This window comes from Aliivibrio sp. S2TY2 (assembly GCF_028765525.1).
Lineage (GTDB): Bacteria > Pseudomonadota > Gammaproteobacteria > Enterobacterales > Vibrionaceae > Aliivibrio > Aliivibrio finisterrensis_A.
Genome location: NZ_JARACS010000002.1, coordinates 540,235 through 559,770 on the forward strand (window position 1 = coordinate 540,235; position 19,536 = coordinate 559,770).

At 37.0% G+C, this 19,536-nt stretch carries 12 protein-coding genes and 1 pseudogene; 8 read left to right on the forward strand and 5 right to left on the reverse strand.

What is annotated here, in order from left to right; genetic code table 11:
• Positions 1 to 57 precede the first annotated feature (57 nt).
• Positions 58 to 405 carry a RidA family protein gene (locus tag PVK63_RS06245; RefSeq protein ID WP_130047075.1) on the reverse strand — a complete coding sequence of 116 codons (348 nt, stop codon included), beginning with the start codon at positions 403 to 405 and terminating at the stop codon, positions 58 to 60.
• Positions 406 to 759: 354 nt separating this feature from the next.
• Positions 760 to 2,745, reverse strand: a complete 1,986-nt coding sequence (locus tag PVK63_RS06250) for a replication initiator protein RctB domain-containing protein (RefSeq protein WP_130047074.1) — start codon at positions 2,743 to 2,745, stop codon at positions 760 to 762.
• A gap of 1,081 nt (positions 2,746 to 3,826) precedes the next feature.
• Here PVK63_RS06250 and PVK63_RS06255 point away from each other — a divergent pair.
• Together PVK63_RS06255 and PVK63_RS06260 are read left to right on the forward strand one after the other, a co-directional pair.
• Positions 3,827 to 5,050, forward strand: coding sequence for a ParA family protein (locus tag PVK63_RS06255; protein WP_130046015.1), 1,224 nt, complete (start codon positions 3,827 to 3,829; stop codon positions 5,048 to 5,050).
• 3 nt (positions 5,051 to 5,053) lie between these two features.
• Positions 5,054 to 6,028: a ParB/RepB/Spo0J family partition protein gene (locus tag PVK63_RS06260; RefSeq protein WP_130087857.1), complete on the forward strand. Its 975-nt coding sequence runs from the start codon at positions 5,054 to 5,056 to the stop codon at positions 6,026 to 6,028.
• 105 nt (positions 6,029 to 6,133) lie between these two features.
• Here PVK63_RS06260 and PVK63_RS06265 read toward each other — a convergent pair whose 3' ends face one another.
• Entirely contained in the window at positions 6,134 to 6,706 is a 573-nt protein-coding gene (locus tag PVK63_RS06265; protein WP_130047072.1) for a nucleoside triphosphate pyrophosphohydrolase family protein, read from the reverse strand.
• 133 nt (positions 6,707 to 6,839) lie between these two features.
• On the opposite strand from PVK63_RS06265, the gene PVK63_RS06270 reads away from it, so the two are divergent.
• The 5 genes from PVK63_RS06270 to PVK63_RS06290 all read left to right on the forward strand — a co-directional run bounded on the left by PVK63_RS06270 (position 6,840) and on the right by PVK63_RS06290 (position 15,308).
• On the forward strand, positions 6,840 to 8,966 hold the full coding sequence (locus PVK63_RS06270; protein ID WP_242511088.1) for a GNAT family N-acetyltransferase: 2,127 nt from the start codon (positions 6,840 to 6,842) through the stop codon (positions 8,964 to 8,966).
• Between the two features lie 208 nt (positions 8,967 to 9,174).
• On the forward strand, positions 9,175 to 10,566 hold the full coding sequence (locus PVK63_RS06275; protein WP_274440041.1) for an HlyD family type I secretion periplasmic adaptor subunit: 1,392 nt from the start codon (positions 9,175 to 9,177) through the stop codon (positions 10,564 to 10,566).
• A 27-nt stretch (positions 10,567 to 10,593) separates the two neighbouring features.
• Positions 10,594 to 11,262 (forward strand): transglutaminase-like cysteine peptidase, encoded by a 669-nt coding sequence (locus tag PVK63_RS06280; RefSeq protein WP_130060001.1) that lies wholly within the window; start codon positions 10,594 to 10,596, stop codon positions 11,260 to 11,262.
• A 4-nt stretch (positions 11,263 to 11,266) separates the two neighbouring features.
• A complete protein-coding gene (locus PVK63_RS06285; RefSeq protein WP_130087855.1) occupies positions 11,267 to 13,192 on the forward strand; it encodes a bifunctional diguanylate cyclase/phosphodiesterase in 1,926 nt (641 codons plus the stop codon).
• Between the two features lies 1 nt (position 13,193).
• Positions 13,194 to 15,308: a type I secretion system permease/ATPase gene (locus PVK63_RS06290; RefSeq protein WP_130087854.1), complete on the forward strand. Its 2,115-nt coding sequence runs from the start codon at positions 13,194 to 13,196 to the stop codon at positions 15,306 to 15,308.
• Positions 15,309 to 15,410: 102 nt separating this feature from the next.
• Here the strand turns inward: PVK63_RS06290 and PVK63_RS06295 are convergent, their stop codons facing one another.
• The gene (locus PVK63_RS06295) at positions 15,411 to 16,016 is read right to left on the reverse strand and encodes an OmpA family protein (RefSeq protein ID WP_130047067.1); all 606 of its coding nucleotides are present in this window, start codon (positions 16,014 to 16,016) and stop codon (positions 15,411 to 15,413) included.
• Between the two features lie 2 nt (positions 16,017 to 16,018).
• Entirely contained in the window at positions 16,019 to 17,326 is a 1,308-nt protein-coding gene (locus tag PVK63_RS06300) for a TolC family outer membrane protein (RefSeq protein WP_274417882.1), read from the reverse strand.
• A gap of 548 nt (positions 17,327 to 17,874) precedes the next feature.
• On the opposite strand from PVK63_RS06300, the pseudogene PVK63_RS06305 reads away from it, so the two are divergent.
• Positions 17,875 to 19,536: pseudogene (locus tag PVK63_RS06305) on the forward strand (hypothetical protein); the annotation flags it as partial.

Sequence of the window (19,536 nt, forward strand, 5' to 3'; positions counted from 1 at the left end):
CTAACAAACCAGAGATAATATTGCTAAGTAAGTTATTATTTTAGTTATCTATTTTTATTATTTTTCAGCCGCTACTACTGATATTTCAACAAGCAGTGCTTCACGAGCCATACTTGCTTCAACACATGCGCGTGCAGGAGCGTGACCTTCCGGTACCCATGCATCCCAAACCGCATTCATTTCAGCAAAGTCTTTCATATCTTTAATGTAGATCGTGGCTGATAACATGTGCTCACGAGAGCTGCCTGCTTGATCTAGTAGTAGATCTACTTTATCAAGCATGGTTTGCGTTTGCTCTGCTATGCCTTTGGTTGCATCAGCACAAACTTGACCACACAGATAAACCGTTCCGTTATGCTTAACGATACGACTCATGCGCTGTTTTGTTTCTTGACGTTCAATCATGCTTACCTACTTCTAAAATATTAAGGTGGAATTTAGAGTATTAGGGTAATAAAAAATGAAAGAAAATACGAGGACTCTTCGCGTTAAAGCCTTATTTCATAATGGAAGAATGATCATGGCCCCATAAGATACGGGGAATGTGATGAGGATTTATTGATAGATAAAAAAACGGCGAGCACTAGGCTCGCCAATACGATTATTGAAACCAATAAAAGTAAGATGTGTAACAATATGAGCCAATCTTTCGATTGGTAAAGGACAAAGGTTGTCTATTCGTTAGAGATAATAACCTTCAGCCACATTCATTTGTCATCACTATGTCAGAGTAAAGCTATAACGTTGTCAATGATTTAATTACCCTGCCATTTCATCTAAAGCACGCAATACATCTTGATCATAGTTCTGTAGAAAAACCAATTTACAGATCTTTCTTCGAACAGCAAGTCCAGCGATCAGGTTTTCAATAGATAAGTGTTTACCTTGATCTTGGCTATTATAAAACTCGATCGTTTTACTCAATGTTTCATAAGGTAGAACTTCACCAGCAACTTGTAAATAATCTAGCTTTTCAAGCAGTTCTTTACATTCTTCAGAGATAGACGAAGAACTGTGTCCTGTCATTGCTGATAATGCAGTAATACTTCTCTCTAAAGCCTGTTCTGAGGTGTATTTCGTTAATGTAATTGTTAATTCATCCGCATTAATTTCTGCTGAATGTTTACGAAGCTTAACTCTTCGTCCTAAACGACCAGATTTATTTGGGCTATTTCGTTTAATTGGGGCAAATTCACCATCTATAATTGTGGAAAGCTGATCAAGCTCTTGCTTAGGCATGATCTCATTACGTAATGGGTTAGGCATTGTTGGAGCCATGTTACGTTTGCCCGCATTTGTGGTTCGTGCACGAGAATAACGGATCACTTCTTCTGGATCACAACGAATATCAACTTGATAATCAGGCAATTTTTCATTGTTATCTAGCATAGAGATCGTCAAATGATACCCCCATAAATTAACAATAAATAATTCATCCGTTACTTTATCTTTCGCTAATTTCTTTAGTTCACGAATCAGATCTAGAGAAAAACGTCTCCAATCGACGTTACGAGCGAGTTTTTGATTTATTTCGCTTAGGAGTAGGTTATCTGTCATTCGGCGCGCTAGACGGCTTCTGAAGAAGCTATAGAGCTGAAATACCAAGGTGTGTTGCTTTAAAATCTCAGGTGGAAACAAAAAGAAGTAATCTTTGGTCAGTAATTCATCATAAAACGAAGGTTCCCATACCAAGATATACAAATTAGGCTTGATCTTAATTTCACCATCTTTGCCTTCTTTTGGTGCTTCATCAGACGCTGTAATGGTTCTTGCTAGGAAACGAAAGCGATCACTTTTAAATCCTTTAGGCATATTTTCACTTAACCAACGTCCAGTTAATTCATGTAACTGAAAGTCAGTAAATTCAATACGATCAATACTTTCACGAATAGAATCACGGGCTGGTCCGGAGTCTTTTTTACCACGTAAAGTTAAAATATCCGTAATATAAATTGGGGTTTTATTTCCCATGGTTTTAGTTTGGATATGGTAGTCATCTTGGTTATGATCGTGGTATTGAACGGTCAACGTAAACAAAGCGAACAGTGTCATAAGATCATCCACTGTCATTATGTTTTTTGATGATCTAGTTTCAATGATCGCTTTGGTTCCAGAGATCGCAACCATTGCTTTTTGATAATTTTTACGCGTACGTGGTGGCGCTAAAGCTTGATCTATAATACCTGCCCAATTTGTTGGTGATACGACAAATTGATCGGCTTCATCACGCATACTTGGTGGAATGCTTAATCCATGCTCTGTTAAAAATTGGCGATTAACTTGTGTTTGAGCTAGAGCTTTTGAACGTTTTTGTTTTTCTTGTTCATGACTTTGTTCAGATTTTAAGCTTGTAATTCCTAAAGTAGAAATTAAATGAGATGGATTGATAAATTTATGAAGCATGGTTTTTCCAGCAAGCCCTTGTTCAAATCGAACAGGGGATTGTTCGAATAAACCAATACTTACTGCTGTTCTTAATCGTTGTTGAATAGCCGCTCTGGTTAAATGTCCATCTGTTGCTTCAATGATTTCAGTTGTGGAAACTAAACCGTCAGGTGAAGAAAAACCTTTTAATGAAATTAGATTCATTAATTCTAAGATACTTTTTGTGACACCTTTAAAATGTTGGTATTGGGCGATCCAATCAACTAGATTTGTTGGTATTTCAAATAAGTGCCCCCCCTTGTGATCTCTAGGAAGAGGGATATAGATCTTTTTGTTATCTGTAGTTTTTATATGATTCATTTTCAACTGACATTCATTGTATTTTAATCATTCTTTCGCATAGATTAAATGAATTGGATCTTTAAAGAAAGAAAAAAATTATTATTCTTTTAAACTGATCTTTATGATTATTACTGATCTATATGATTATATTGATCTATGATCTGGTCAGTAATTTGCTCGCAAGCTATTGTTTATAAACAAGTAAAAAAATACAAACTTGAAAGCATGATCAAGACTTTAATGAAAGCATGATCAATATATGAATGGATCAATGATCATTAAAAGATAAAAGCATGATCATAGTGTTTCTGAATCAATGATCATCTATTTTACTGAAGAATGATCATGAACTAATCACAAGTTATCCACAGTTATAGCGGTTATAAGCTGATTTTGCCTTTAAAAAAGAAGATAAATTATTTTTTGATCTTGAATTAGATCTAAATGAGCTGTTATTTGGTTTTTTTATTAAATTACCTTTTGTAAATATCCATTTTTTTAATTGCAGTTGGTTTATTTTAGATCCAGAAGAATGATCAAGTTGCTTTATTTGTTTGATCTACTTTTATTTCGATGTATCGATCTTCTATGAAGCCTTATTGAATATACATTCTCTGTAAGTTAAGTGTCCCATTTCATGCTTCCGTCATCTTGAAGTTCTTGATCATGCTTCTTATTATAGGTTTTCAATTTACAGTCTATATTACCGTTATTATTGCTATTTTTACCCTTGATCATGCTTCAATTTGTATATTTTGTATTGAACCATGTGTTAATTATTGAGCGCATTTTTCTTATTTTATTTTTGCTTTTTTTTATTGAAAGTACATAAGCCGTAATTTAGCTATTGAATATCACGCTTCCGTAAAATTTACACTGTAAATTATCAACTGGTGACGTTGTAACACTTTTTCTAATTGATTTATTCTTGGTAATTATCGCTATAAATTGGTATTTAAATTTAACATAAATGACAGCTTTGTTAGTTATTTTTTCTTTTTAATGAATATCACATAATTAAATATATGTTCAGCAATTTGTTGATATAAACCTTTATTGCTGTACAATTCTTTTTATAGTTACATTACTGGCGAATATTATGAATAGAGAAAAAACCATTGCCAATTTGGCTGCATTGGCCGAGCAGACGCAACAAGTTCAGTCTGATCGTATTGAATTGGTTCTTGAAGAAAGAAATAACGAACATTTCCCTCCAATGTCTAAAGCTATGATGGAAACTCGTTCTGGGTTAACAAGAAGAAAATTGGATGAAGCAATTACTCGATTAGAATCTGAGGGACACCAATTTACTAAAAATAATGCTAACCATTATTCTATCTCATTAACAGAAGCGCATATGTTGATGGATGCAGCTGGAATGCCTGCGTTTCATGAACAGAAAAAAAATGCAGGTAATAAGCCTTGGGTTGTAAATGTTCAAAACCAAAAAGGTGGTACTGGTAAGTCAATGAGTGCAGTACATCTTGCTGCTTGTTTGGCGCTAAATTTGGAAAAGCGTTACCGTATTTGTTTAATCGATTTGGATCCTCAAGGGTCACTACGTCTTTTCTTAAACCCTCAAATTAGCGTTTCAGAGCAAGATACCATCTATTCAGCTGTTGATATTATGCTGGATAATGTCCCTGAAAATGAAGTTATTGATGGTCAGTTTATGGCTAAAAATGTACTTCTAAATACACAATATCCGAATTTGAAGACTATTTCTGCTTTCCCTGAAGATGCGATGTTTAATGCAGAAGCGTGGCAAGATCTATCAACAAATGGTTCATTAGATATTGTTAAGTTATTAAAAGAAAAGGTTATAGACCCAATTGCAGATCAATTTGATGTGATCATGATTGACACTGGTCCACATGTTGACCCATTAGTTTGGAATGCAATGTATGCATCGAATTCACTGTTAATTCCATGTGCAGCAAAGCGTTTAGACTGGGCATCGACAGTTAACTTTTTCCAGCATCTACCAACTGTATATGAAATGTTCCCTGAAGATTGGCATGGACTAGAATTTGTTCGCCTGATGCCAACGATGTTTGAAGATGATAATAAAAAACAAGTTTCGGTACTAACTGAAATGAATTATTTATTGGCGGATCAAGTGATGATGGCGACGATTCCAAGAAGTCGTGCATTTGAAATTTGTGCAGATACTTACAGTACTGTTTTTGATTTAACCGCGGCTGACTTTGAAGGTGGTAAGAAAACGTTAGCTGTTGCTCAAGATGCAGTGAAGAAAAGTGCATTAGAGTTTGAGCGTGTTCTTCATAGTCACTGGAATTCGTTAAATAAAGGGGAGTACTAATCCATGGCAATTAAAACTTCTGATCTAAACGCAAAGCTGTTTGGAAAAACAAATAAACGCCGAGCAACAACACCAGTTGAAGCACAAAAAGCAGCAAAATCTCAAGCTCAAGTAATTGAACTTGCGGTTGCTGGTGAAGATATGGTTACATTTGAATTACGTAAAATTCCAGCAAAAGACGTGCGTGATTCTACGGTTGTTTTTGCTGAAAATGCCCGTGAACAATCATTTCTAACTGAGCATGCTTTATCAGATATTTTAACTACACTTCGTGACCGTGGTCAGCAATATCCAGCTGTGGGCCGTATTGTCGAAGGTGGAAAAATTGAAGTTCTTGACGGTAGTCGTCGTCGTATGTCATGTATTTTGGCAGAGCAGGACTTCTTAATTTATGTTGCTGAAGGCATTAATACTAAGCATGCTAAGTTTCTTTCTGATGTCGCCAATGCGCATAAACCGTTATCACTGTATGAGCGCGGTAAAGAGATGCATGCAATGCTTTCTCGAGGCGATGTTGCTGATCAAAAAGAGCTAGCAAAAGTATGTCAGTGTAGTGAAGCATTAGTGAGTGGGGCATTAAAAGCCGCAACATTACCGTTAGAGCTTCTTCAAGCGTACCCAAGTGTTAGCGAAATTGGTCGCCCTACCGTAGTTAAGCTTCATAAGCTCTATAATACGCTCTCTGAAGAAGATCAAAAAACCTTACTTGAGCAATGTGCTGGTGAACAAGGAGCGGTCTGGACGCGTTCTGCTGCGCTTGGCGTTAGTAGAATGACTAAAGAAGTGACAGAACTTATTGAGGTTTGGGTTGAAGACTTATTGCCAAAAAGAGAAGTGGCTAAGCCATTAAGCACTGAATTGGTAAAAGGTCGTGCATCATATAAGCGTAAAGGCTCTGCTTTAACACTTAACCTGAAAAAAGTTGATGACGCATTGATGGAAGACATCCTTGCCTATATCAGCCAAAAAGTATCTTAATAGGTTTTATTCGCTATTATATTCGCTATTAATTGTTTAATAAAAAACGCCGGATTTAGTTAACTAAGTCCGGCGTTTTTTTATATTTGAATCTTTAGCTTCAAATTACACTAACGGTGCAAGATCTGCTGGTCGGTAGTTTACTGACTTTAAAACCTTACCTTGCTTAATTACTTTGCTGTCTAGCTCTACATTTTTTGCACATTTGGCAATGATAAATCCGCCTTTTTCAGTCGACATCAATTCAATTCCTTGCTCTGCGTAGAATGCTTTTGTTGCCAGGTATTCATCTTCAGTTTTGCATACTTTACTCATGTTGCTTGAATGCACTTCATCCCAACAAGGTACAAAATCGATATTTAAGTTTTTTGCTACGTTTAATAGAAGATCAACCAAATATGAAATACTTAAATTATCTTCAAGATCCTTAGTTCCTAAATGTACAGCACGACCCATTAATACATAAACCGTATCGACAATCGCATCAGCTTGTTCAATCTTGCTGTCTGCTTCTGCTAATTCTGTCAGTTCTTCAATTGCTAGAGAGGTGTGCAGAAGATCATTTTTTTCATCTAATGATTCAGGTGCTTCTACTGCTAAGTCAAAGGTACTTCTAAATTGTTCGATGTCTTGATATAGCTTTTGGTAAATTGGTTGAGTAAGTTGACTTAAATGCATGGTCATTCCTAAATGATGAAGGCTTAAATATAGCAAGCATTATACCTTTTCTCGATTTGTATCGTCATACTTTCTTTTCTTAATAGATAGAAAATATTCATCTCATGCTACAATTTACGCATAATATCTTCTTATGTTAATGGACTTTTCTGCAATGCTTTCTGCGCTGTCATTTCTAAATACACTATCTTCTTATGCTGCGAATGGTTATATCCGTTATCCCATTTTGCTTGAAGGTTCAAAGCAATGGTGTGAGTCATTACTAGGTTCTTTTTTTATTCAGCAAAGTTCTCGATTTACCAAAATTGAATTGTACGGTGATTTGACTATTTCGACGTATGCGGCTTTTCCTATTAAGTCAGCGTTAAAGAAGTTAGGACAAGAAACCGATTGTTTGGTGATTGATATTTCCCATGAGTTTAATGCGAATGCGATTAACGCAGTTTGTGGAACCGTCATTGGTGGAGGACTAGTTTTTTTCATTCGTACTGACGATTCTTCGCTTCCTACTGTTGTTGAACAATGGTTTTCCCAATATATAGAGCAAATGGTAAGTTTAAAGGAAACAGAAACTAGTTATGAATTACCTTTAATTCCGCGCTTAAAAGATGAAGCGTTTAAATCTGATGCAGGTATTCACCGCTCATCAGATCAAGAAAGCGCAGTAAAAGCCATTCAAAAAGTGGTTACTGGCCATTCAAAACGACCGCTTGTTATGACTGCCGATCGTGGAAGAGGTAAGTCGTCAGCCATTGGTATTGCAATTGCAGAGTTAGCGATGGAGCGCTCTTTAATCATTGGTGTGACAGCACCACTACGAAACAGTATTGATGAAATATTTAAACATGCAGAGCGTGTTGCGTCTCTTAATGGTTTAAAAGTAGAGAGTCAAAAAAATCAGTTAATGATTAATGAGTCTCAGATCATTTATATTGCTCCAGATGAATTACTTAGAAACCCACAAGCTTTAGATTTATTGTGCGTAGATGAAGCCGCGGCAATTCCTGCTCCTATGCTACTTTCATTCGTAGACCAATATTCACGTATGGTTTTTTCTACTACGATTAATGGTTATGAAGGGACGGGACGTGGCTTTGAAGTTAAATTTAAAAAACAGCTTTACAAGAAAAGACCAAACACTCGTTCGCTTGAAATGAAACATCCAATTCGTTGGAGTAATAATGATCCACTAGAAGCGTGGCTTTCTTCTGTTTTTCTACTTAATCACGAGGAACAGTCAAGCTCTTTATTAATCGATATGCCAATGACCACTATTGATTATCGTTGTATATCGGTGTCTCAATTAGTGAACCAAGATGATCTTGCTCAATCTCTCTTTTCTCTTTTAGTATCGGCTCATTATCAAACCTCTCCAAATGATTGGATTTTATTATTAACCGATCCCACGTTGCGTTGTTGGATTGGAATAGAAAAGTCGACTAATAAGTTAGTTTGTTGCGCCTTGCTTTCTAAAGAGGGAGAGTTAGAGCTTGATATTATTAATGCAGCTCAACTTGGTAAGAGACGCCCAAAAGGTCATTTAGCAGCAATATCATTAACTCAAACATTATGTATTGATGAGCCAGCATTTCAATCGAGTATTCGTGTTATGCGTATTGCTGTCGACCCGAGTTATCAGCAGCGTGGTATTGGATCCAAATTTATTAATGCGATAGAAAATAATTACAAAGCCAAAGGGGTCGATTATCTTAGTACTAGTTTTGGCTCTACTGCGGAGTTAAACCATTTTTGGTATAGACTGAATTTTCATTTTGTACGTTTAGGAATATCGAAAGATAAAGCCAGTGGAACCCATTCCTTATTAGCTATAAAACCATTAAGCCACCGTGCACTTTCTTGGATATCTATAGGAAATGATTATTTTACTACTTCGTTTCCTGAACAATTAATGTCGACATTTTCAAGCCTTGATTATAACGACGTTCTTAGTCTTTTGAAGGGCGTATCATTTAAAGAGAAATTATCGCCTCTTATTAATAAAAGGCTGGAGACTTTTGCTTTAGGTGGGCTTGGGTATGAGTTGCTGCAATATGAGCTTCGTTATTTCATTTTAAGTCATCTATCTGCTCTTGCTCTTTTATCTGAGGCACAGAAGAAGCTTGCGGTAACTAAGATTCTTCAAGTAAAACAGTGGCCAGTAGTTATAGAAGAGTGCAACTTAATAGGAAAGAAAAACGCAGAGTTACAACTAAGAGAACTCGTTAAATCCTTGCTAACCAATTTACAGTGTAAATCGTAAACCCTCTATATCCCATTACTATGATTTACAGTGTAAATTGAAGATATCATCTCTACTCAATTTACAATGTAAATTCACAGCATCGAATATCTCATAATGCTTTAGACTTCAAAATATAATTAATAAACCTTAGTGACTTACGATGAAATACGATATTCTAATGTAATCGAAATGTTATTCATTGACGTTGTAATCTAGGGAATTGGAAATGAATGAGAAGGGATTAAACCGCCTTAATAAAGAAGAGCTTGAGTTCGTTGATGATAAAACAGCTGCGCTACTTCTTAATACCCCAACAAACGCTAAAGTTATCTTATGGATTATTGTTGTTTTCTTTTGCATCGCAGTTGCTTGGGCTTCTTGGGCAGAAATAGATAAGGTCACTGTTGGCCAAGGAAAAGTTATCCCATCATCTCAGTTGCAAGTAGTTCAAAACCTCGAAGGTGGGTTAGTCAAAGAGATGCTGGTTAAAGAAGGTGATCAAGTTACTAAGGGTCAACAGTTATTATTAATTGATGATACTCGTTTTCGTTCTGATTTTAGAGAAAGAAAAAAACAGCTGATTAACCTTACTGCAAGTGCGATGCAATTATCTGCATCAATGGACAGTATTTTAATTCAAGATGTGAACAGTAAAAAGCGTTGGAAAGACTCTGTCATTATCTCAACTGACAAATTAAAGTTTGATGACGCGTTTGCAAAAGAAAATCCAATTGTAGTCAGACGTCAAATTGCTGAATACAAAGCGGATATGAATAACTTAAAAAACCGTATTTATGTATTCGATCAACAAGTAAATCAAAAGCAACAAGATTTAGTCGAAATTAAAGCTCGAACGAGAAATTTGCAAGCAAGTTATGGGTTGGCAAAAAAAGAGTTAGATATTACTAAACCACTCGCTGATGAAGGGGTTGTTCCTCGTATTGAGTTATTGAAACTTCAAAGACAAGTGAACGATACCAAACGTGAGTTAACTTCTACGCAATTAAAAATTCCAGTTTTAACATCCGCGATTCAAGAGGCAGTATTAAATCGTATTGATGCAGCACTTAAGTTTCGTTCAGAGCAGCAAGAAAAATTAAATACGACTCAAGATAAATTGTCTGCATTAACTGAATCTCAAGTTGGGTTAAAAGATAAAGTGAATCGAACGGTTGTGTTGTCTCCTGTAACGGGAACGATTAAAAAAATATACATCAATACGGTGGGGGGAGTGATTCAGCCAGGTATGGATCTTATTGAAATAGTACCAACCGAAGATACACTTTTAATTGAAGCTAAAATTGCACCACAAGATATTGCTTTTTTAAGACCTGGATTACCGGCGATTGTAAAATTCAGTGTGTATGATTTTACTCGTTATGGGGGATTAAAGGGGACATTAGAACACATCAGTGCAGATACGATTCAAGATGAAGAAGGCAATAGCTTTTATTTAGTTCGTGTTAGAACATCACAAGAAGACTTAGCAAAGAAAACTCAGTTTTATATTATTCCTGGAATGACAACTACGGTTGATATTATTACAGGAAAACGAACAATTTTGGATTATTTAGTAAAACCAATAGTTCAAGTTAAAGGTTCAGCGCTAAAAGAGTAATGTGCAACATAGGGAGTGTACTAAATAGTGAAAACAAGATGGTTATTCATTATCCCTTTTGCCATATTTTCTCTAACTTCTATTGCTTTAACAAAACAAGATAATATTTGGATTAAAGCAGTAAAAAAAGAATATGGCGACAGGGCAGCAAGGCGAGTGAATGCATGGCGTGAACTCATTTCAGAATTAGATGGAAAAAAAGAAAAAGAGCAATTAGCTGAAGTTAATCAGTTTTTTAATCAATTGTATTTTGTTAATGATATTGATTTATGGGGAAAGGCTGATTATTGGGCAACGCCTCTTGAATTCTTAGGAAGTAACGCGGGTGATTGTGAAGATTTTACGATAGCAAAATATTTTTCGCTTTTAGAGTTAGGCGTACCAGATAAAAAATTGCGATTGATTTATCTTAAAGCATTGGAGCTTGATCAGTTTCACATGGTACTGGCTTATTATCCAACCCCCTCATCAGTACCATTGATTTTAGATAATATAGATAAAGAAATTAAACCAGCGACAGAACGAACCGATCTATTACCTATTTATAGTTTTAATGGTCAGCATCTATGGCTAATGAAAGGTAAAGGAAACGGACAGCAGGCAGGAGAATCATCTCGATTAAGTTTATGGAATGATTTAAGAGCAAGAAATGAAGGCCTGAGATTAAACCACCCAATTATAAATTATGATGAGTAGTGATATGACATTATATAAACAGCTAGTTTCATGGATGACAGTTGTCTTTTTACTATTGATGATCTCTGTCTTTGCAATAGAGTTTCGCAATACACAAACTTTTTTAGAAAATCAACAGCGTTCAGAGGTGAACAACTCCATAAATACAGTTGGCTTAGCTCTTGCTCCATACCTAGAAAATGAAGATAAAGTGGCTGCTGAGTCGGTAATTAATGCTCTATTTGATGGTAGTTATTATTCGGCGGTACGTTTAACTCTATTTAATACTGATGATGAAATCGTACGTGTTTACCCTATTACTATAGATAGCGTACCTAAATGGTTTTCAGACTTACACTTATTTAGAACCATTTCAGAAAGCCGTATTATCACGAGTGGTTGGTTACAATTAGCTGAAGTCGAGATTGTGACTCACCCTGGTTATGCGTATCAACAACTCTGGAATGCGTTAACGCAACTTGCGACGACCTTTCTTATCGTTATTGCCTTAGGGGTTATTATTATTTCTATTGTTGTAAGGCGAGCTTTATCACCTTTGCAATCTATCATCATTAAAATGAAACAAGTGGCTGAAAATAATTTTAGTGGTGAATTACAACAGCCGAAAACAAAAGATCTTGAAGCGGTTATTAATGGCATTAATTCAATGTCTGCCCAAATAGCACAAAGCTTTCAATCACAAGCAAAAGAAGCTGAAAAACTAAGAGACAAGGTTTACCTTGATCCTATCTCTGGATTAGGTAATCGTGCTTTTTTTATGGCTCAATTAAATACATGGTTAGCAGAATCAGCAAAGGGAGGGGTTGCCTTATTCAGAGTTAACTTTATTAATAAAGTCTATGAAGAAGAAGGCTATGAAGCGGGTGATGCTAAAGTTAAAGAGTTGTCTGATTTATTGAAAGTAACTTTGCCATCAACGAATGTAATTTTGACTCGTGTAAACGCTTGTGAATTTGGTTTTATCTTTCCAAGTATCGAAGAAGAAGAATTAAAAATAGCGGCAGATAACATTATTGCTTATACACAAGACATAAAGGGTGATCCAACCGCAACTGCACCTATTGATGCTGACTTAGGGGTTGTATTTAATGAATCAAGAAAGACAACGACAGATATATTATCTTTGGCGGATAACGCATTAACCCAAGCGCATTCGCATCCTGAGTTAGCTTACGGCTATATTGCAGATGAAAGCGCACATGAACTAATGGGTAAACAGCAATGGAAGCAGTTTGTGGATGAAGCGATTAATGAACATTTATTTGATTTTACATTGCAGTTAGCTACCACTCATCTTGGGGCTGTCTTTCATCAAGAAGTTTTTTCTGCTATCGAAAAAGACAATCAACGTTACTCGGCTAATCAATATCTCCTTGCATTAGATCAGCTTAACGAGACAACACCGTTTGACCAATTCGTTATTCGAACCATGATCGAACGAATTATTGCGGAAGAGATAACACAACCTGTTGCAATAAACTTAGCGAATAGAAGTATAGAGAATCCAAGTTTTGTTCGTTGGTTAACTAATACGTTAAGAAAAAATAAGTCGATTGCTTCTTTGTTACATTTTGAAATTCAAGAAACGTCTTTTATCGAAAATGAAGATCATACGGCGTTGTTATGTAATGTTATTCGCTCTTTTGGTGCCGAATTTGGTGTTGATAATTTTGGCCGAAATTTTGAATCACTTGAATATCTTAAAGTATTTAGACCTAAATATGTGAAGTTAGATTACTTATTTACTCATCAGTTAAATGATGAAAAACAACGTTACATTTTAGCGTCAATTTCAAGAACGGCACAAAATTTAGGAATTACAACAATCGCATCACGAGTTGAAAATAAAGAGCAATTAGAGTTGCTTTCAGAGCATAATGTGGATGTTTTCCAAGGCTTTTTTATCAATGAAAAAGTAAAAGGTAAATAGAATGAAAGATCCCTTATTGCATTCATTGTGTTATGTCGGTCGCTATTACGGCCAAGTTAACTCACCAGAAGCCTTGATTAATGGTTTACCTTTGCAAGACGGTAAGCTAACGCCTTTTCTCTTTTCTCGAGCAGCAGAGAGAGCGGGTTTAGTTGCGAAAGAGAATCAAGCAGAATTACTGAGAATACCTAAGCTTGTATTGCCTGCAGTACTTTTGCTTAAAGGAGGTGAGTCTTGTGTTTTGATTGGGTTTGATGCTGAAAACACTCAAGCTGAAATTATCTCTGCAAATTCAGACATGATGCCTATCTCTATTTCTACTGAAGAATTAGAGTCTCAATATATTGGGCGTTATTTCTTACTAAAAAAGCAATTTAGATATGATGCTCGTTCACCGGAGATCTTAAAAAAACGCGAAGGACATTGGTTCTGGAGTACACTATTTGAGTCGAAACATATTTATCGAGATGTGTTTATAGCATCTATCCTGATTAATATATTTGCTATCGCAACACCTATGTTTACCCGTCTGGTATACGATAAAGTGGTGCCAAATTTGGCATTTGAATCACTATGGGTTTTAGCTTCTGGTATTTTTGTCGTTTTTGTTTTTGACTTCATATTAAAGTATGTACGAGGCTACTTTATTGATGTCGCCGGGAAAAAGTCCGATGTATTGATCTCTGCTAAGTTGTTTCAAAAAGTACTGGGGATCCGAATGGAGGCAAGACCTCCCTCTGTAGGAGCCTTTGCAAGGCATCTTCAAGAGTTTGAATCAATAAGGGAGTTTTTTACGTCCGCTACAATAGCGTCATTGATTGATTTACCTTTTGCGTTGCTCTTTTTATTCGTTATTTACTTAGTAGCAGGTCCAATTGTTTTGGTTCCTATTGTTGGTATTGTTTTATTACTTATTCATGCTGCAATCATACAAGGACCATTAAAGAAAACAATTGAAGAAGGCTCAAGACTGGCATCCCAGAAATACGCGAATTTAATTGAAAGTTTAGTAGGTCTAGAAACATTAAAGCTATTTAATGCACAAAGTCAGTTTCAGTATCGATGGGAAGAAGCCGTCACTCATATTTCTAATTGGAGTATCAAAAGTCGTCGTATTACAGATTCAATTCAAAATATGGCTGGCTTTGTACAACAAGCAGTAAATATAGGGATGATTATCGTTGGTGTTTATCTTATTGCTAATGGTGATTTAACGATGGGTGCTTTAATTGCTTCAACAATGTTGAGTGGTAAGGCAATAGGACCATTAGTGCAAATATCTTTGCTATCAACAAGATACAACCAAGCTAAATCTTCAATGACTATCATCGAAGAGTTAATGGCTATGCCAGATGAGCAAGAAGAAGATAAGCGTTATATCCACCGACCTGTTTTACAAGGGAAGATTGAACTTGATAAAGTAAGTTTTAATTATCCAGAATCACAGGTAGCTGCAGTTCGAGATATAAGCCTTACGATTAATCCGGGAGAGAAAGTTGCTATTATCGGAAGAATAGGCTCAGGAAAAACAACATTAGAACGTCTCATAATGGGCCTGTATCAAGCGACAGCAGGTTCTGTTCGAATAGATGATACAGATATCTCCCAACTTCACCATGTGGACGTGAGACGTAATATAGGCTGTGTACCGCAAGATATTACTCTGTTTTATGGCTCCATTAGGGATAATATTACGTTGGGCCGTGAGCTGTCCGATGATGCTGAAATGATGGATGCAGCCAACCGTGCTGGAGTTACGGCATTTACTCAACAAGATCCAGCAGGTTTAGAGCGCCAGGTGGGTGAAGGTGGTTTATTATTATCTGGTGGCCAGCGTCAATCCGTTGCGATAGCTCGAGCGTTAATAGGCCGCCCTCCAGTACTATTAATGGATGAGCCGACGAGCAGTATGGATAATCGCTCAGAAATGCTGTTTAAAAACCAGTTGTCACATTTAAAGCCGTCTGAAACTTTGATTCTGATAACACATAAAACATCAATGCTAGATATTGTTGATCGTATTATTGTTATGGAGAAGGGGCATATTATTGCTGATGGGCCTAAAAATCAGGTTCTAAATGAATTGAAAACAGGCAAAGTAAAAGCCGCAAACTAGCTATTCTTTATCTCCTAATGAAAAGGCAGCCATTTCACTGGCTGCCTTTTTTATGCAATGATTTGTTTAAAGATGTATTCAAATTTTACTATGGGAGTAATGCTATTTTTTCTTACGAGTGAATATGTTCCATTCGTTAATTACATCCCCTTTAAATCCAACAACGCTAGCAACAACTCGGCGATTTAGAGCGTGGCTTACTGCTGAATCTCCTTTTGCTGTTAATTGTGTATCACCAAAACCGACAGTTTCAATTCTATCTGGGTCTACACCGTATTCGATTAATGCGATACGTACAGCAGAAGCGCGTAATTTTGATAAGTGGATATTATATTCGGCGTTTCCTTGTTGACTCGCAAAGCCCTGCAGTTGAATTGAGGTATCAGGATATTCACCGAGAAACTCAGCCATGGTTCGGATCTCTGTTTTAAAGATTGGAGAGATCTCTGAAGAGTCATTCGCAAACAGGATCTTAAGATCTTTTTTATCAGAGTGTTCTACATATTCAGCACAACCATCGTTATCTATTTCCGCACCACGCGGTGTTCCCGGGCAAATATCTCGAGCATTAATAACACCATCATAATCATCATCTTTAAGATCTGCGATTTGATCTGATTTTGGTGTTTCCATGTAATCTTTATCACCTGATACGCAGGCTGTTAAGAAAAGGCTTGCAATAAGTACAGGGTAAATTGAAGTTTTCATGCTTATTTGTCCTCTTCTTCAGATTGTTTAGAGTCCCATTCTTTTGGTGTATCTATGAGTAATGAAGGTAGAAGCGTTCCTGTTGCATGCAACACTCTGTATTTAGCGAATTGTTCTGCGTAGTGAGCATCTAAATAAGACTTACGCGCTTCAAATAATTCGTTCTCTGTGTTTAATAGATCAAGTAACGTTCGCTTACCGATTCGGTATTGCTTCTCATACGCTATGACAGTATCTGAGGCTGCATCAACGTGATCGGCTAAAAATTCTTTTTGTTGTAACGTAAGATCAAGCGCACTCCATGAAAGACGGAATCCTTCTTCTACATTACGATAAGCACTATCTCTAAGATCTTTTGCCATATTTAGTTGGTAAGCACTTTTATCAGACTGAGCACTATCGCTTCCGCCATTATATAAGTTATAGCGCATACGTATCATGGCAGAGAACTCATCACTATTACCCTCTATACCGCCAGCATCATCTCGCCATGTTTGAGCCGCTTCAAAAGAGAATGTTGGATAATTAGTGCTCTTAGATTGAGCGTATTGATATTTTGCCGCTTTAATATCAGATTGAGCAGTCAAGATCACTGGGTGATATTCAAAAGCACGTTCGATACCTTCTTGCTGACTTAAAGGCAGCGTATTAGCATCTGCTCTTGGGTAGATTAGAGCTTGAGGTGGTGAACCTACAATTTGAGTAAACACTGTGTGTGTATCAAATAGGTTATTTTGAGCGGCAAGTAAATTACCATGAGCTCGAGCGATACGAGCTTCTACTTGAGATACATCGGCTGTTGAGCCGATACCTGATGCAGCTCTTTTTTTAATGTCTTTATATATCTTTTTATGGATAGCTAAATTGCTTTCTGAAAGTGCTAAGATTTCAGTGGCTTTTACTGCATCTAAATAGACTTGTGATACATCAAGTGCTTTATTTTCAGCTAGAGACATAAGTTGTAAACGCGCAGATTCTGATTCAGCTTCTGTCCGGTCCATGTCATTAATGGTATTAGAACCATCCCAAATTAATTGGGTTAAGGATAGGGTCGCATCTTTACGTGTGAGATCAGTATCGTTCCCATCCGCAGGGTTGATCTGTTCATAACCGATGCCTGCATCTAAATCAATCGACGGTAGGTAATTACCTGACACACTCTCACTATCAGCAACAAAACTTAAATATGAGTTATATGCTTTTTTTACTTCTGGGTTTGTTGTTAGCGTTTGAGATATGGCTTGCTCTAAGGTTTGAGCCTGAGTCGATACGCTCAAAACAAGCAAGCTACTGTAAGTTGCCAGTTTCATCCATTTCAAAGTTGTTCTCCTTGTTATCGTACTCTTATAAACCACAAATTAAGACGATATGTAATTGTATAAACAATTTAACGATAACGAAATGTCATGGGTTTGTTTTGTTGTTGTTTATTTGCTGGAAATGCTACGTTATTAAAATATAAAAAGCAAAAATTAACCTATTGAAATATGGTAAATAATACTCTGTCATAAGTTAAATAAAAAAAAATTGACGAGCTTTGAAAAATGAAAATAAAAAAGCAAATATATACCGTCTCATAAATGAGAATAATTTAAGTTTATTTTTATAAAAAAAATTTTTTGTTGTTTTTTGTCGATAACATTTACAAATTTTATGGAATGAGTATCACATTTGTGATGCGGTACATAAAAATGAGAATAAATCAGTAATAGGACCACTTTGTTACGCCATTTTCAGGTTTTTTGCTGCTTTCATGTTGTGGTGATATTGTTATTGATATGATAAATTTACTGCAATATGTTACTAGTTGTTAGTTGAAAGATAATTAGTGTGAATAAATGGATTTGGGGATTTTGTCATGGCTGAAAATACATCAATAAACGCAGAGCAGATAATTGTTATTGATAAAAATGGTAACTTAAAGCTAATTGCTCCAGGTGAAAAGGTGCTACCCGGGGAAATTATTGTTGAAGGTTCTTCTGGTAGCCTAGTGGTTAACAGTGTTGATTTACCAGAAGAAAGCGATGACATTGATGCAATACTAAGTGCAATTGTTTATGGCCAAGATCCTAGCCTTATCGCAGATGCTCCCGCAGCCGGTGAAGGTAACGGTTCAAGTTTGACTACATCAACAGAGATTGAACGTATTGGAAAAAGTACTATTGCTGAAACAAGTTTTGATACTTCTTCATTAGAGTCTGTTGGGCTATCGAAAACACAAAGTTTAACATTATTAGAACAATATAAGGCATATAGAGAGACTGGAGAGTTTCAAATTCCAGATCCAAGTAATGGCTTAGTTAAAACCGCGCCGACTTTATCTATTCAAGAAGTTGATGAAAATGGCGTGATTAATGAAGAACGTGCAGAAAACGGTATTCAAGTAGAAGTAACTCTACCAATAGGCACCGAAGAAGGTGACAAAGTTGAGTTACATGATGGTGACGGGAAGGTGGTTGGCGAGCATCTAATTACTGAAGATGATATTACAAATGGCAAGGTAGAAATCACTGTACCAACTCCGACCCCAGATGGAAGCTATGAATACGTAGCTGATATTACTGATCCAAGTGGTGATAAAGGCCCAAGGTCTACTGAAGTAGAGTTTGAGCTGGATACGACGGCGCCTGGTGATGGCGAAGGTGACAACGGTAGTGATGTTGCACCAAAGGTTCTTATCGATTCCGGCGAAGATGACATCATCAATGCCGATGAAAAAGACGTGGGTGTTACGGCAACGATCACGCTACCAGAAGGTACGAACATTGCAGAAGACAGTGTGGTTGTAACCTTTTCAGATGGCACAACAGACACCATTAAACTGTCAGAGACTACCGTCACCGACGGTAAGTTCAGCGTAGCGATCCCAGCGGCAGCGATAGTGGATGGTCAAACAACAGAAGTGAGTGCGATCATTGTTGATGTCGCTGGCAATGAGTCAGCGACGGGCAGCGATACGGCAGACGTGGATTTGGTTGCACCAGGTGATGGCGAAGGCGATAACGGCAGTGATGTTGCACCAACGGTTCTTATCGATTCTGGCGAAGATGACATCATCAATGCCGATGAAAAAGACGCAGGAGTTACGGCAACGTTCACGCTACCAGAAGGTACGAACATTGCAGAAGACAGTGTGGTTGTAACCTTTTCAGATGGCACAATAGACACCATTAAACTGTCAGAGATTACCGTCACCGACGGTAAGTTCAGCGTAGCGATCCCAGCGGCAGCGATAGTGGACGGTCAAACAACAGAAGTGAGTGCGATCGTTGTTGATGGGGCAGGCAATAAGTCGGCTACAGGCAGCGATACGGCAGGCGTTGATTTGGTTGCACCAGGTGATGGCGAAGGTGACAACGGCGGTGATGTTGCACCAACGGTCGTGATTGACTCAGGCGGTGATGACACCATTAACGCTGATGAAAAAGACGCGGGTGTTACGGCAACAATTACGCTGCCAGAAGGTACGAACATTGCAGAAGACAGTGTGGTTGTAACCTTCTCAGATGGCACAACAGAG